The sequence below is a fragment of the Brevundimonas sp. CEF1 genome (genome assembly GCF_051353055.1).
GTDB lineage: Bacteria > Pseudomonadota > Alphaproteobacteria > Caulobacterales > Caulobacteraceae > Brevundimonas.
Genome location: NZ_CP195593.1, coordinates 1,867,550 through 1,881,970 on the forward strand (window position 1 = coordinate 1,867,550; position 14,421 = coordinate 1,881,970).

Here is a 14,421-nt window from a genome sequence, read left to right on the forward strand (position 1 = left end):
CTGCCGTCACCTCGATCTTACCGAGACTCTTGCGTCAGAGCACCGGCGATTTCCTTGTCAAAGACTTGCGCCTGGTCCGGCGTCAGCACCGAGCGCATTTCAAAGACGTGGGCGATGGTCGCCTTCTGCAAGGCGCCCATGGCGTCGTGGAAATGATCCACGGCCGCGCGGACTTCGGCGCTGTCGCCCTTGCTGGCGGCGATGGCCTCGGCGAGTTCGCGATTAGCGGCGCGGACCTCGGCCTCCAGCGCCGGGCGACGGGCGGCGAAACGGGCCTCGATCTGGTCCAACTGCGCGTCCTGCCCCGCGCTCAGGTCCAGTTTGCGGTGCACGATCTCGTGTAGCCCCGGCGTTTCATGCTGCTTCATCATCCAACCAGCGCCCAGCCAGGCGCCGGCGACGCTGGCCAGAGCAGCCAGAACCACGGTGATAAGGATCGACTTCCAGTTCGCGCTCATCCCCCGACCTCGAAACTGGTCATCGGCGACAGGCCCGCCGAGACGCTGAAAATCTGGATGTCCGACGGACGCGGCTTGAACACCTGACCCAGCACGCCGCCGTTGGCCACGCCGACCAACAGGGCCATGGCCATGACAGCCAGACGAACCTGGCCCATACGACGCTGCGACTGGCGCTGTTCAATGCGCCGCCACACGCTAGCCTCGAGGTCGGCCAGCCGCGCCATTTCCTCGGCGGAGAGCGGCGCCGCCAGCCTGTGCTCGATATCGTCCGTCATTCTGCCATCCTCGCAGCCCCGCCCTTAATACGCAGGTGAACGCCCCTCCCCTTGAAAGCGCATGAGGGGCCGCGCGTCGATAGGCGTATTAGGTCTTGATCGGTCGATTGGCCGCGACGCCTTGAGCTTGGGGGAAGCGATGAAGGTCCTGCGATATTCAACCCAGATCCACAAATGGGTCGGCCTTGTGGTGGGCGTTCAGGTGCTGTTCTGGGTTGGCGGAGGTCTGGTGATGACCGCCATTCCGATCGAAACGGTGCGCAGCGAGCATCGCCTCAAGACATCGACGCCCGCCCCCCTGCCGCTGGATCAGATCCTGTCCCTGTCCGAGATCGCGCAGCTGTCCGGCGTGCCTCCGACCCGGGCCGAACTGAAGACGACCCAGCGCGGCCCCGCCTGGGTGCTGTTCCCATTGGAGGGAAAGCCGGTCGTCGTCTCGGCAGCCACCGGACGACCGTTCAGCGCCATGACGGCTCATGAGGCCACCCGCCTGGCCGTCGCCGCCTATCAGGGTGAAGCCGCGCCCTCGCCAGCGGTGCTGCTGGAGCAGGCCCCCAAAGAGACGGGGCGCGACGGCCCCTTGTGGCGCATCGACTTCCACGACGCCGAGCGGACGACCTTCTATCTGTCGCCCGAGACCGGCGAGGTCGTGACCCGGCGATCAGGCGTCTGGCGCTTCTATTACTTCTTCTGGCGGCTGCACATTCTGGACTTCAAGACCGGCGAGAACTTCAACCATCCGACCCTCATCGCCATCACCGCCCTGACCCTTGGTGTGGCGATCACCGGCATCATCCTGCTGTGGATCAAGCTGTCGCGCGACTGGAAGGTTCATCGCGCCACGCGCCGCAGGCTGGCCCAGAAGGCCTGACGCCTCGGCGCTGTGAAAAACCTAGAGGGATGCCGGCGGCGCCAGCATCCCCATCGCCCCGACCAGGGCCAGGATCAGAAGACCCAGGGCCAGCTCGGCGCCGAGGCTGAGCCTCAGCCCGCCCAGACCGCCCTGCCCCCGCTCCAAAGTCGGGGTCGAGCGGAAGCGGTGCAGCGCCGCCAGCCCCAGCATGGCCGCAAAGGCCGCCAGCTTGACCGCGAGCAGACGGCCATAGGGCGTTTCATTCAGGCTAAAGCCCCCCTCCATCCCGACCAGATAAAAGCTGTTGATCAGGCCCGTCACCAGCAGCACGGCGACGCAGAGCGTCCCCACCCGCGCAAAGCCGCCCAGCGCCCTCGCCAGCTCAGTCTTCGCCGCCGCATCCGTCTCGATCCGCCGCGTCGCCATGGCCACGAAGGAGAAGACGGCGCCCAGCCAGATCAGGGCGGTGACGGCGTGGGCGATGTCCGAGGCCAGATGCAGGCCATGCCCCAGCCCCTCGGTCGCCGCGCCGTGGCCAGTCCAGGCGAAGCTGGCCGCAACGACCAGACCCAAGGACAGACTGACCAGCCACAGGCCGCGTCCCGGTCGCAACGTCAGAACGGCCAGCAGCAACAAGAGCCCCGCCGCGATCCGCACCGCATAGGCCGCGCCCAGCGCCGTGCCGCCGACGACAAAGCCCAGGGCCTCCGGGTTCAGCGCCTGATCCAGCGCCCCGGCCATCACCCCGGTCTGCAAGGCCAGGGCCGCCGTCGCCAGCAGGGCCAGAGCCGCCGCGCTTGCCCCCAGGGCCGGACGCGCCCAGCGGGGCGGCTGCCCCCCGAAGACGCGGCCGCCATAGAGCATGAAGGCGGGCAGCCCCAGGGCCACGGCCGCCGCCGCGTACTGGGCCGCGCGCAGCCCCATCAGCCAGACCTCCACGTTCAGCGCACGGTGAAGGGCACGGAACCCGTCATGCGGTGGCCGTCGCTGGAGGCCAGCCGCCAGTTGATCACATAGGCGCCCGCCGCCAGGGGCCGGGCCACGGGCGCGCTCAGGGTCTTGCCGTCCTCGCTGACGGTGGTGCGCACCGGGGTCTTCACGCCCGCGGCGTTGACGACCTCGAAGGTCGAGAAGGCGGGGGCCATCTTCTCGCTGAAGGTCAGGCTGAGGACACGCGGCGAGGCGACGGTCGAACCGGCCGCCGGGGTCGAGCTGACCAGACGCGCATGGGCGGCGGCGACGCCGGGCAGCATCAGGGCCGTGGCGACGGCCACGGCGGGCAGAAGGCGAAACAGGGTCATGGGGTTCTCCTTGAAAATTCAGGTCTCCAAACCCCTACGCGCCGCCCCGTTGCCCCCCTCGCAAAAGGGCTGTTGACCTTACCATGATGGGAAGGATTAGAAGGATCAGGCTGAATAACGACGAAAGGCTCCGCCGATGTCCGACGCCTCCCTGAAAGTCCTTGATCTGCCGGTCCTCGGCATGACCTGCGCCAGCTGTGTCGGCCGGGTCGAGAAGGCCGTCCGCGCCGTGCCCGGCGTCACCGAGGCCAGCGTCAACCTGGCCACCGAACGCGCCCATGTGGTGCTGGACGGCGGCGGAAGTCCCGCTGCGGTCGCCGCCGCCATCCGCACCGCCGGCTATGAGCCGATGGAAGAAGAAGTCGTCTATCCGGTCCGCGAAATGACCTGCGCCAGCTGCGTCGGTCGCGTGGAGAAAGCCCTGGCCGCCGTGCCCGGTGTCCTGAGCGCCAGCGTCAATCTGGCGACCGAACGCGCCACCGTCCGCTTCCTGCCGGGCGCCGTCGCCTTCCGCGACCTGGCCGCCGCCGTGCAGCAGGCGGGCTATGTGCTGGAGCAGCCGGAACAGACCGGCCTCGACGCCGCCGACCGTGAACAGGCCGCCCGCGCCGCCGAGATCCGCAACCTGGGCCGCGCCGTCCTGATCGCCGGGGTCGCCACCCTGCCCCTCTTCGTCCTCGAGATGGGCTCGCACTTCGTGCCGGGCATGCACCACTGGCTGGAGCAGACCATCGGCACGCAGAACTGGCGGCTGATCAGCTTCGTCCTGGCCAGCTTCGTCCTGTTCGTTCCGGGCCTGATCTTCTTCCGCAAGGGCGTGCCCGCCCTGCTGCGCCGCGCGCCGGACATGAACTCCCTGGTGGTTCTAGGCGCCAGCGCGGCCTGGGTTTTCTCGACCGTGGCCACCTTCGCCCCCGCCCTGCTGCCGCAAGGCACGGCCAACGTCTATTTCGAGGCCGCCGCCGTCATCGTCACCCTGATCCTGGTCGGACGCTGGATCGAGGCCCGCGCCAAGGGCCAGACCAGCCAGGCCATCCGCCGCCTGATGTCGATGCAGGCCAAGACCGCCCGCGTCGTGCGCGACGGCGTCGAGCAGGACGTGTCGATCAACACTGTTCAAGCCGGCGACATCATCGTCGTCCGTCCCGGCGAGCGCGTCCCTGTCGACGGCGTGGTGACCGAGGGCTCGTCCTACCTCGACGAATCCATGCTGACCGGCGAACCCATCCCGGTCGAGAAGAGCGCGGGCGCCAAGGTCGTCGGCGGCACCCTGAACACCACCGGCGCCTTCCGCTTCGAGGCGCAACAGGTCGGCGCCGAGACCGTGCTGGCCCAGATCGTCCGGATGGTCGAAGCCGCCCAGGGCGCCAAGCTGCCCATTCAGGCCCTGGTGGATCGCATCACCGGCTGGTTCGTGCCGGTGGTCATGGGCGTGGCCGTCCTGACCTTTGCCGTCTGGTATCTGTTCGCGCCCGATCCGGCTCTGGGCATGGCCCTGGTCGCCGCCGTCTCGGTGCTGATCATCGCCTGCCCCTGCGCCATGGGTCTGGCCACGCCGACCTCCATCATGGTCGGCGTGGGCCGCGCCGCCGAGCTGGGCGTCCTGTTCCGCAAGGGCGAGGCCCTGCAAGCCCTGCAAGGGGTCGAGGTCATCGCCTTCGACAAGACCGGCACCCTGACCGCCGGCCGTCCCGAGCTGACCGACCTGAGCGTGGCCGAAGGCTTCGCCGAGGATGACGTCCTGGCCCTGGTTGCCGCCGTCGAGGGCCAGTCGGAACACCCCGTGGCCCGCGCCCTGGTCGAGGCCGCCGCCGCGCGCGGCCTCAGCGTCGCCCGCCCCGAAGACTTCGCCTCCGTGCCCGGCAAGGGCGTCGCGGGCGTCGTCGCGGGCCGCCGCATCGAGGTCGGCGCCGACCGCTACATGGCCGAGCTGGGCCACGACGTCGCCGCCTTCGCCGAGGACGCCGCCCGCCTGGGGGACGAGGGCAAGACGCCCCTCTATGCCGCCATCGACGGCCAACTGGCCGCCATCATCGCCGTGGCCGACCCGATCAAGCCGACCACGGCCGCCGCCATCCAGGCCATGCACGGCCTGGGGCTGAAGGTGGCCATGATCACCGGCGACAACCGCCGCACCGCCGAGGCCGTCGCCCGCCTGCTGGGCATCGACGAGGTCCACGCCGAGGTCATGCCCGACGGCAAGGTCGCCGCCATCAACGCCCTGAAGGCCGGCGGCCGCCGCATCGCCTTCGTCGGCGACGGGGTCAACGACGCCCCGGCCCTGGCCTCCGCCGATGTCGGCCTGGCGGTCGGCGGCGGCGCCGACGTGGCCATCGAAAGCGCCGACGTGGTCCTGACCGGCGGCGACCTGCGCGGCGCCGTCAGCGCCATCGGCCTGTCGCGCGCCACCATGACCAACATCCGCCAGAACCTGGCCTGGGCCTTCGGCTACAACGTCCTGCTGATCCCGGTCGCGGCGGGCGTCCTCTACCCGGCCTTCGGCTACATGCTGTCGCCCATGCTGGCGGCGGGGGCCATGGCCCTGTCCAGCGTCAGCGTGGTGCTGAACGCCCTGCGCCTGCGCGCTTTCAAACCTCACATCGAAGGAGCCGCCCGATGAACATCGGCAAGGCCTCTCTCGCCACCGGCGTCTCGGCCAAGATGATCCGCTACTACGAATCCGTCGGCCTGATCCGGCCCTCGGAGCGGACCGAGAGCAATTACCGTGACTTCAACGAGCGCGATCTGAACGACCTGCGCTTCATCCGCCGCGCCCGCAGCCTGGGCTTTTCGGTCGAGGAGATCGCCCGCCTGCTGTCGCTGTGGCGCGATCACAACCGGCCCAGCCGCGAGGTGAAGGCCATGGCCGAAAAGCACGTCGCCGACCTCGACGCCCGCATCAAGGAGATGCAGGCCATGGCCGACGCCCTGCGCGACCTGTCTCGCTGCTGCGCCGGCGACGACCGGCCTGACTGCCCGATCCTGTCCGACCTGGCGGGTTCGCCCGACGCCGTTTCCCCTGTTTCCCAAGGAGTAGCCCAATGATCGCCCTGACCATTCCCAAGATCCGCTGCGGCGGTTGCGTCGCCTCCGTCGAGAAAGCCATCCACTCGGTCGACGCCTCGGCCCAGGTCGTCGCCGACATCGAGGCCCGCCGCGTCGAGGTCACGACCCAGGCCGACCGTCAGGCCCTGGTGACGGCGCTGGACGCCGCCGGCTATCCCGCCGAGGCCGCCTGATCATGAACAGGATGAAGATCGCCACTCTCGCCTTCGGCGCCGTCCTCCTCGGCGGCGCGGGCTTCCTGCTCAACGGCCTGCCGACCGTGGCCCAGGCCGCCGACATGACCGTCTACAAGAGCGATTCCTGCGGCTGCTGCGGCGGCTGGGTCGAGCATATGCGCAAGGCCGGCTACGCCATCCGCGTCGTCCCGACCGATGATCTGGCCCCGGTAAAGGTGCGTCTCGGCGTGCCGGAATCCCTGTGGGGCTGCCACACGGCTGTCGTCAACGGCAAGGTGATCGAGGGCCACGTCCCCGCCGCCGCCGTCGACGCCTTCCTGAAGGCGCCGGCCGCCGCACGCGGTCTCGGCGTGCCCGGAATGCCGACCGGCTCGCCCGGCATGGAGGCCCCCGGCTACGCCCCCGAACGCTACGACGTCATGCGTTTCGGCAACGGTGCCCCCGCACGCTTCATGACCTTCGAGGGCGCCAATCCGGTTCGACGGTAGAACAAAAACTAGAAAACCCCTGGCGGAGCGCATCCGCCAGGGGTTTTGATTCAAGCAGCGTGAAACAGGCGCGCCACGACCTTGGCTGCGGCCCACACGCCGCCCAGACTCGCAATCATTCCAAGAACCAGTACGGCCTTGAAATGCCGATGCAGGAAATAGAGAATTTCACCCGCCATCTTCGTTCATCCAGTGTTTGCGACCCATAATGGCACAATACCGGATGAACGCTGCAACAACCGTGCGTGAACAGCTGCCCTAGACGAGGCGGCTTTGCACCACGGCGGCGCCGATGAAGCTGGCGAACAGCGGGTGCGGCTTGAACGGACGGCTCTTCAGCTCTGGGTGATATTGAACGCCGATAAACCAGGGGTGGTCAGGGCGCTCGACCGTCTCGGGCAGGACGCCGTCAGGCGACAGACCAGCGAAGACCAGGCCGGCCTTCTCCTCGATCGCGTCGCGATAGTTGATGTTCACCTCGTAGCGGTGACGGTGACGCTCGCTGATCTCGGTGGAGCCGTAGATGTCGGCGATCTTCGATCCCGCCTTCAGCGTGGAGTCATAGGCGCCAAGACGCATGGTGCCGCCCAGATCGCCGCCCTGCTGACGCAGAACGCGCTGGTTGCCCTGGGTCCATTCGGTCATCAGGCCGACGACGGGTTCGTCCGCAGGGCCGAACTCGGTCGAGGTCGCCTTGGGGAATCCAGCCAGATTCCGCGCCGCCTCGATCACCGCCATCTGCATGCCGAAGCAGATGCCGAAGTAAGGGATCTTGCGTTCGCGGGCGAAGCGCGCCGCCTCGATCTTGCCCTCGGCTCCACGCTCGCCGAAGCCGCCGGGGACCAGAACCGCATGGGCGCCCGCCAGACGAGTCTCACAAGCCTCAGGATCGCCCTCAAAGGTGTCGGCCTCGACCCAGTCGATGTTGACCTTGACGTTGTTGGCCACGCCGCCGTGATGCAGGGCCTCGATCAGGGACTTATAGGCGTCCTTCAGGACCGTATACTTGCCGACCACGGCGATGGTGACTTCGCCATCGGGATGCAGGCGACGGCGCACGATCTCTTCCCAGCCGGTCAGGTCAGGCTGCGGCGCGTCGGTGATGCCGAAGTGGGCCAGGACTTCGCTGTCCAGGCCTTCGCGATGATAGTCCAGCGGGACGGCGTAGATGTCTGCCGAGTCCATCGCCTGGATCACGCCGCTTTCGCGCACGTTGCAGAACTGGCCGATCTTGCGCTTTTCCTCAGCCGGGATCGGCTGTTCACAGCGGCACAGCAGGATGTCGGGCTGGATGCCAATGGAGCGCAGCTCCTTGACCGAGTGCTGCGTCGGCTTGGTCTTCATCTCTCCGGCCGTCTTGATGAAGGGCAGCAGGGTCAGGTGGACGAAGCAGGACTGGCCGCGCGGAAGGTCCTGGCCCAACTGGCGGATAGCCTCGAAGAAGGGCAGACCCTCGATGTCGCCGACGGTGCCGCCGATCTCGACCAGAACGAAGTCCACGTCCTCGCCGTCATCGGTCTTGGCCGGGCTGAGGCAGAACTGCTTGATCTGGTCGGTGACGTGCGGAATCACCTGAACGGTCGCGCCCAGATAGTCGCCGCGACGTTCCTTCTCCAGGATGGTCGAATAGATGCGCCCGGTCGTGACGTTGTCCGACTTGGCCGCCGAGACGCCGGTGAAGCGCTCATAGTGGCCCAGATCGAGGTCGGTCTCGGCGCCGTCGTCGGTCACGAAGACCTCGCCGTGCTGATAGGGGCTCATCGTCCCCGGATCGACGTTCAGATAAGGGTCCAGCTTGCGCAGACGGACCTTGTAACCTCGGGCCTGCAAGAGAGCGCCGAGAGCGGCGGAGGCGAGGCCTTTTCCTAGCGAGGAAACCACGCCGCCGGTGATGAACACATAGCGAGCCATGGGCGGACACCTTACTCCATGATTCGCGGCGGGAGCATGGCCCGACGCAAAACAACTGTTGAACAAAAGAAGAAAGCGCGCCCTGCGGCGCGCTTTCGGGGATTTCGTATCTGTCGGCGGCCTATTGCGCCGGTGCGGACGCCGGGGCCGAAGCGGCCGGGAGGCTGGCTTCCAGGTCGTCCAGCGAGGGCGCCGCCGGGGCGGCCGGCGTCGGGGCCGGTTGCTCGGCCGGAGCCGCCTGTTGTTCATTGCCCACCGCGATCGCGCCCACGGCGTCGGCGTCGATCACCGAACGCGAACCGCGAGCGAAGTTGCCGGCGATGGTCAGGCTGATGGCGCAGATGAAGAAGGCGATCGCCAGGATCGACGTGGCCCGCGTCAGCAGGTTGCCCGCGCCGCGCGCGGTCATGAAGCCCGACGGGCCTCCGCCCATGCCCAAGGCGCCGCCCTCGGAGCGTTGCAGCAGGATCACGGCCGTCAGGGCGACCGAGATCAGGATCATGGCGACGAGCAAGATGGTCTGGAGCATGGTGTCAATCATGTGGGCGCGCAGATGCGCCGATCAAGCGGCGGCGTCTAACACCGATGCGGGACCGGGGCAAACGCCGAACGAATAGAGGTGCTAAATCCTGGGCCTAGACCGCGCGGATAATGCCCAGGAAATCCTCGGCCTTCAGCGAAGCGCCGCCGACGAGAGCGCCGCCGACCTCGGCCACGGCCAGGATCTCCGCCGCGTTCGACGGCTTGACCGAGCCGCCGTAGAGGATCGGCGCGGCGCGACCGCCCTCGCCCAGTTTGGCGATCATGGCCGCGCGCACAGCCGCATGGACTTCCTCGATCTGTTCCAGCGTCGGCGTCAGGCCGGTGCCGATGGCCCAGACCGGCTCATAGGCGACGGCGAAGGCCTTGCCAGATAGCGACGACGGCAGCGAACCGGCCACCTGACGGCTGACGACCTCGACCGCCTGGCCGGCCTCACGTTCGGCCAAGGTCTCGCCGATGCAGATTATCGGCTCCAGACCAGCAGCTAGCGCGGCCTCGACCTTGGCGGCGACGTCGGCGTCGGTCTCACCAAAACCGGCGCGGCGCTCCGAGTGACCGAGAATCACCAGGGTCGCGCCAGCGTCGGCGACCATGGCGGCGGACACCGATCCGGTGAAAGCGCCCGAAGCTTCGGCGTGGCAGTCCTGTCCGCCCAGCTCGACGGAGGTGCCGGTCACAATACGCGCCATCCGGTCGAGCAGAGTCGCGGGCGGGCACAGGGCCACACGACAAGCCGCAGCCTGTTCCTGCAGGGCTTTCGCCAAGACTTCAGCCTCGCCCAGGCTCGCGCCCAGACCGTTCATTTTCCAATTGCCGGCGACCAGCTTCACAGATTGTTTCATGCGGCCTGTTTAGGCGCCGTTGTCGCGGAAGCCAAGATGTTGAGGCGCGTCCGCTTGCGGCGCCCTAGGGACTGCCCCTATACGCGACCGTGGCGCCCCTTTGACGCCGGCCCTCGTCAGGTTCTTGTCTCGATGATCACGCTGTTCCGCAACTTCTCCAAGTCGAAATGGGCTGCGGGCCTGTTCGCCTTGATCATCCTCAGCTTCCTGATCGTAGGCGGCTCGCAAACCGATGTCTTCTCCAGCTTCGGCCCGAAGCATGTGATCGACGCCGGTGAGCGCAGCGTCGACGGCCCCCGCTTCCGTGCTGACTTCGAGCGCGTTCGCGCCAACCTACAAGAGCAGGCCAGCCGCCCCGTGTCGTTCGACGACATGGTCAAGGAGAACATCCACACCCAGTATCTGGACAGCCAGACGCAGCGTCTGGGCTTCCTGGCCTGGGCCTGGAACGCCGGCATCCGTCCTGGCAAGGAACTGGTGCTGAAGCAGATCCGCCAGATCCCCGCCTTCTTCAACCAGGTGTCGGGCCAGTTCGATCAGGACCGCTATGAACAGGCCCTGGCCGAGCAAGGCATGACGTCGGAAATGCTGGAGCAGGACCTGCGCGATCAATACGTCGCCAGCCAGTTCGGCGCCGCCGTCTTCGCCGGCGCGCGCGTCCCCCGCATCTACGGCGCCCTGCTCGCCGGACAGGCCTTGGAAACGCGCGATGGCCGCTGGTTCACCGTGACCCAGGCGATGGCCGGTTCCGCGCCCGCCCCCACTGATGCTCAGCTGACCGCCTTCTTGAACGAAAACGCCGCTCAGCTGCGCCGCCCTGAATTCCGCATGATCTCGATCGCGCTGTTCAACCCGGCCCCGAACAGCCAGGCAGCACCGATCACCGAGGAGCGCATTCGCGAACGTTTCGAGTTCCGCAAAGCCGCCCTGACCAATCCCGAGAAGCGCACTTTCGTGACGCTGACGGTTCCGACCAAGGACGCCGCGGACCGCATCGCCGCCGAGCTGCGCGCCGGCAAAACCCCTGCCGAAGTCGCCGCCGCCAACAAGATCGAGGCCGCAACCTATAACGACACGCCGCAAAGCGCCCTGGGCGACCCGGCCGTCGGCGCCGCCGTCTTCGGCCTGTCCGCCAACCAGGTCTCCAACCCGATCCAGAGCCGCGTCGGCTTTACGGTCGCCAAGGTGGCCAGCGTCACCGCCGGCGCCCCCGCCACCCTGGAAAGCGTCCGCAGCGCCCTGATCGACGAACTGCGCGCCGAAGACGTGAAGGGCGCGACCTACGCCAAGGTCGAGCAGTACGAAAAGGCGCGTCAGGAAGGCAAGAACATGGCCGACGCCGCTCAGGCTGTCGGCGCCCGTCTGGTGCAACTGCCGCCCTTCACCGCCGATGGTCGTCTGCCCGATGGTCAGCCGCTGAACGCTCCGCGTCAGATCTTCGAGTCGGCCTACGCCCTCTCCAAGGGCGGCGAGAGCGACATCATCGACGCCGGTGAAGGCCAGTATTTCGCGGTCCGCGTCGATGACATTCGTCCGGCCTCCCTGCCCACCCTGGCTGAAGTCCGAGCGCCCTTGGCTCAGCAATGGACCCTGCGTGAAAACGCCCGCCGTCTGTCGGCCAAGGCGGAAGAGTTGGCCGGTCGCATTCGCGCCGGCGAGGACATCGCCAAGGTGGCCGCCTCGGCCGGCGCTCAACTGTCGACCCGCGCCGGCGTTCAGCAGAGCCAGGCCAGCCAGACCGAACTAGGCGAAGGCGTCCTTCGCGGTCTGTTCGGCCAGGGCAAGGGTCAGGTCTTTACCGGCGCCCAGTCGGCCAACAGCTTCGTGGTGGGCCATGTCGACGCCATCCACGGCGCCGTCCCCGCTCTGGCCGCCCCGCTGGTTGAACAGGTTCGTCCACGCCTGACCCAGGCGATGGCCAACGCCATGGTCGAGCAAAGCTTCAACGCCGCCGCCGCCCGCGTGAAAGCCAAGAACGACCCTGCCGCCGCCATCACCGCCCTGGGCATCGAAGCCCCGGCCGCCGCTCCCGCGGCTCCGGCCGCCCCTGCGCCCGCCAAGAAATGAGCGCAGGCGTTGGACAGGAAGCTGAACGCACGGCGTTTGTCTCTGGCCTGACCTCAGGCCGCCCCCAGGTCGTCGTTCGCCGCTTGATCGACGACCTGGAGACGCCCGTCTCGGCCTTCCTCAAGGTCGGGCACGGTCGGCCCTACGCCAGCCTGCTGGAGTCGGTCGAAGGCGGCGCGGTCAACGGCCGCTACTCGATCGTCACCCTGGCCCCCGACGTCGTCTGGCGCTGCCGTGACGGCAAAGCCGAGATGGCGCGCGGCGAGGCGGTTCTGGCCGACCGCTTCACGGCCGAAGACCGGCCCGCGCTGGAGTCCCTGCGCGCCCTGATCGCTGCCACCCGTTTCGATCTGCCCGACGACCTGCCGCCCATGGCCGCCGGCCTGTTCGGCGTCTTCGGCTACGACATGGTGCGCCTTCTGGAGCCGCTGGGGCCGGCCAATCCCGATCCGCTGAACCTGCCCGACGCCGTCATGGCCCGCCCGTCGCTGGTGGCCATCTTCGACTCGGTGAAGCACGAGATCGTCCTGATCGCCGCCGCCTATCCCGACAGCGGCGCCGACGCGGACACGGCCTTCAGCGCCGCCATCGCCCGCCTCGATGACTTCGAGGACCGCCTGCGCAGCCCCCTGCCGATCCAGCGTGAAGCCGAGCCGGTTCCCTCCCCCGACTTCCGCTCGCCCGTCGACGCCGCCGGTTTCGACGCCATGGTCGCCAAGGCCAAGGACTACATCACCGCCGGCGACATCTTCCAGGTCGTGCTGGCGCACCGCTTCTCGGCGCCGTGGAGCCAGGACCCCTTCGCCTTCTATCGGTCGCTCCGTCGCGGCAATCCGTCGCCCTATCTCTTCTTCCTCGACTACGTTGATTTCCAGCTGGCCGGCTCCAGCCCGGAAATCCTGGTCCGGCTGAAGGACGGCCGCGTCACCATCCGCCCCCTGGCCGGCACCCGTCCGCGCGGCGCCACGCCCGAACAGGACAAGGCGCTGGAAGCCGAACTCCTGGCCGATCCCAAGGAACGCGCCGAACACCTGATGCTGCTCGATCTGGGGCGCAACGACGTGGGCCGCGTTTCATCGCCCGGTACGGTCGAGGTGACGGAAAGCTTCGTCGTCGAACGCTACAGCCAGGTCATGCACATCGTCTCGAACGTGCACGGCGCCGCTGATCCCAAACTGGACGCTGTGGACACGCTTCTGGCCGCCCTGCCCGCCGGCACCCTGTCGGGCGCGCCCAAGTTCCGCGCCATGGAGATCATCGACGAACTGGAGACCGAGAAGCGCGGCGTCGGCTACGGCGGCGGCGTGGGCTATATCTCGGCCAATGGCGAGGCGGACATCTGCATCGTCCTGCGCACAGCCATGTTCGCTAAAGACAAGATCTTCGTTCAGGCCGGCGCCGGCGTCGTCGCCGACAGCGACCCTGCCGCCGAATATGCCGAAACCCTGGCCAAGGCCCGCGCTCCGATGAAGGCGGCCGAGGACGCGTGGCGATTCACCGCGACCACTCGCGGCCAAGGCGCCGCGAACCTGGGCGCCGACGGCAAGATCTAAGGATTGGAAACCGTGGAACCCTGGTCGAACGACACGCCGGGGCCCACGACCATGGTCCCCGCCAGCATCACCGCCGCTGTGGCGGCGAAGGCGGCCGCCGCCAGCAGGCGCAGCGGCTTGGGTTGCTCTGTGGCCGGCTCATTGAGCAGGGCCTGGGCGTCGCGGATGGCTTCTAAGCGGGTCAAGACGGATTTCTTCCGATGGCGATGCTCCTTTATCGCGCGGACAGCTTAACGTCCGCTTTCAGTCCGCCTTCGCTTGGCGCGCCCTCCCTCCCGTCCTAAGAAACCTGCCATGATCCTCGTCGTCGATAACTACGACAGCTTTACCTACAACCTCGTCCACTACCTCGCGGAGTTGGGCGCCCAGACGCATGTCGTCCGCAACGACGACCTGACGGTCGAAGAAGCCTGGGCGCTGAAGCCCGAGGCCGTGCTGCTGTCGCCCGGTCCGTGCGATCCCGATCAGGCCGGCATCTGCCTGCCCCTGATCACGACCGCGCCGTTGGACATGCCGATCTTCGGCGTCTGCCTGGGCCATCAGGCCATTGGTCAGGCCTTCGGCGGCGACGTCATCCGCGCCAAGACCCTGATGCATGGCAAGACCTCGCCGATCGAGCATGAGGGCCGCAGCCTGTTCAAGGGCCTGCCCTCGCCCTTCACCGCCACCCGCTACCACTCCCTGGCCGTGCGTCGCGAAACCCTGCCGGATGAGCTGGAAGTCACCGCCTGGACGGCCGATGGCGAGATCATGGGTCTGGCCCACCGCACCCGGCCGATCCATGGCGTGCAGTTCCACCCGGAATCCATCGCCACCGAGCACGGCCACGACATGATCGCCAACTTCCTCGATTTGGCGGGCGTCAAACGACTGGCGATGGTCTGA

General features: G+C 67.8%; 17 protein-coding genes. 8 read left to right on the forward strand and 9 right to left on the reverse strand.

The window, feature by feature from the left end; all coding sequences use genetic code 11:
• Positions 1-17: 17 nt before the first annotated feature.
• Together ACR9FL_RS09635 and ACR9FL_RS09640 are read right to left on the reverse strand one after the other, a co-directional pair.
• Positions 18-458 (reverse strand): Spy/CpxP family protein refolding chaperone, encoded by a 441-nt coding sequence (locus tag ACR9FL_RS09635; RefSeq protein ID WP_296177938.1) that lies wholly within the window; start codon positions 456-458, stop codon positions 18-20.
• Complete coding sequence (locus tag ACR9FL_RS09640; RefSeq protein ID WP_296177937.1) at positions 455-736, reverse strand: hypothetical protein; 282 nt, start codon at positions 734-736, stop codon at positions 455-457. Before ACR9FL_RS09640 ends, ACR9FL_RS09635 begins: the two co-directional genes overlap by 4 nt.
• Positions 737-875: 139 nt before the next feature.
• Here ACR9FL_RS09640 and ACR9FL_RS09645 point away from each other — a divergent pair, with 139 nt between their 5' ends.
• Positions 876-1,607: a PepSY domain-containing protein gene (locus ACR9FL_RS09645; protein ID WP_436355457.1), complete on the forward strand. Its 732-nt coding sequence runs from the start codon at positions 876-878 to the stop codon at positions 1,605-1,607.
• A 21-nt stretch (positions 1,608-1,628) separates the two neighbouring features.
• On the opposite strand, the gene copD is transcribed toward ACR9FL_RS09645, so the two are convergent.
• Both copD and copC read right to left on the reverse strand, forming a co-directional pair.
• The gene (copD, locus tag ACR9FL_RS09650; protein WP_436355458.1) at positions 1,629-2,513 is read right to left on the reverse strand and encodes a copper homeostasis membrane protein CopD; all 885 of its coding nucleotides are present in this window, start codon (positions 2,511-2,513) and stop codon (positions 1,629-1,631) included.
• 17 nt (positions 2,514-2,530) lie between these two features.
• Positions 2,531-2,890, reverse strand: a complete 360-nt coding sequence (copC, locus tag ACR9FL_RS09655) for a copper homeostasis periplasmic binding protein CopC (protein WP_296177933.1) — start codon at positions 2,888-2,890, stop codon at positions 2,531-2,533.
• 136 nt (positions 2,891-3,026) lie between these two features.
• Between copC and ACR9FL_RS09660 the strand changes: the two genes are divergently transcribed.
• The 4 genes from ACR9FL_RS09660 to ACR9FL_RS09675 are packed head-to-tail and all read left to right on the forward strand — an operon-like array spanning position 3,027 to position 6,620.
• Positions 3,027-5,510, forward strand: coding sequence for a heavy metal translocating P-type ATPase (locus ACR9FL_RS09660; RefSeq protein WP_436355459.1), 2,484 nt, complete (start codon positions 3,027-3,029; stop codon positions 5,508-5,510).
• Positions 5,507-5,935 carry a Cu(I)-responsive transcriptional regulator gene (cueR, locus tag ACR9FL_RS09665; RefSeq protein ID WP_436355460.1) on the forward strand — a complete coding sequence of 143 codons (429 nt, stop codon included), beginning with the start codon at positions 5,507-5,509 and terminating at the stop codon, positions 5,933-5,935. Before ACR9FL_RS09660 ends, cueR begins: the two co-directional genes overlap by 4 nt.
• Positions 5,932-6,129 carry a heavy-metal-associated domain-containing protein gene (locus ACR9FL_RS09670; RefSeq protein WP_296177930.1) on the forward strand — a complete coding sequence of 66 codons (198 nt, stop codon included), beginning with the start codon at positions 5,932-5,934 and terminating at the stop codon, positions 6,127-6,129. The genes cueR and ACR9FL_RS09670 overlap by 4 nt, the downstream gene beginning before the upstream one ends.
• Before the next feature lie 2 nt (positions 6,130-6,131).
• The gene (locus tag ACR9FL_RS09675) at positions 6,132-6,620 is read left to right on the forward strand and encodes a DUF411 domain-containing protein (RefSeq protein ID WP_436355461.1); all 489 of its coding nucleotides are present in this window, start codon (positions 6,132-6,134) and stop codon (positions 6,618-6,620) included.
• 50 nt (positions 6,621-6,670) lie between these two features.
• Here ACR9FL_RS09675 and ACR9FL_RS09680 read toward each other — a convergent pair whose 3' ends face one another.
• The 4 genes from ACR9FL_RS09680 to tpiA all read right to left on the reverse strand — a co-directional run bounded on the left by ACR9FL_RS09680 (position 6,671) and on the right by tpiA (position 9,916).
• Positions 6,671-6,799 carry a hypothetical protein gene (locus tag ACR9FL_RS09680; RefSeq protein WP_436355462.1) on the reverse strand — a complete coding sequence of 43 codons (129 nt, stop codon included), beginning with the start codon at positions 6,797-6,799 and terminating at the stop codon, positions 6,671-6,673.
• 79 nt (positions 6,800-6,878) lie between these two features.
• Complete coding sequence (locus ACR9FL_RS09685) at positions 6,879-8,531, reverse strand: CTP synthase (RefSeq protein ID WP_436355463.1); 1,653 nt, start codon at positions 8,529-8,531, stop codon at positions 6,879-6,881.
• A 121-nt stretch (positions 8,532-8,652) separates the two neighbouring features.
• Positions 8,653-9,060, reverse strand: coding sequence for a preprotein translocase subunit SecG (gene secG / locus ACR9FL_RS09690; RefSeq protein WP_436355464.1), 408 nt, complete (start codon positions 9,058-9,060; stop codon positions 8,653-8,655).
• Positions 9,061-9,166: 106 nt separating this feature from the next.
• The gene (gene tpiA / locus ACR9FL_RS09695) at positions 9,167-9,916 is read right to left on the reverse strand and encodes a triose-phosphate isomerase (protein WP_296173752.1); all 750 of its coding nucleotides are present in this window, start codon (positions 9,914-9,916) and stop codon (positions 9,167-9,169) included.
• Positions 9,917-10,048: 132 nt separating this feature from the next.
• On the opposite strand from tpiA, the gene ACR9FL_RS09700 reads away from it, so the two are divergent.
• Positions 10,049-11,983, forward strand: coding sequence for a peptidyl-prolyl cis-trans isomerase (locus ACR9FL_RS09700; protein ID WP_436355465.1), 1,935 nt, complete (start codon positions 10,049-10,051; stop codon positions 11,981-11,983).
• Positions 11,980-13,536, forward strand: a complete 1,557-nt coding sequence (gene trpE, locus ACR9FL_RS09705; RefSeq protein WP_436355466.1) for an anthranilate synthase component I — start codon at positions 11,980-11,982, stop codon at positions 13,534-13,536. Before ACR9FL_RS09700 ends, trpE begins: the two co-directional genes overlap by 4 nt.
• Here trpE and ACR9FL_RS09710 read toward each other — a convergent pair.
• Entirely contained in the window at positions 13,533-13,721 is a 189-nt protein-coding gene (locus tag ACR9FL_RS09710) for a hypothetical protein (RefSeq protein WP_207821525.1), read from the reverse strand. The genes trpE and ACR9FL_RS09710 overlap by 4 nt on opposite strands.
• 109 nt (positions 13,722-13,830) lie before the next feature.
• Here ACR9FL_RS09710 and ACR9FL_RS09715 point away from each other — a divergent pair, with 109 nt between their 5' ends.
• Complete coding sequence (locus ACR9FL_RS09715) at positions 13,831-14,421, forward strand: anthranilate synthase component II (protein ID WP_296173742.1); 591 nt, start codon at positions 13,831-13,833, stop codon at positions 14,419-14,421.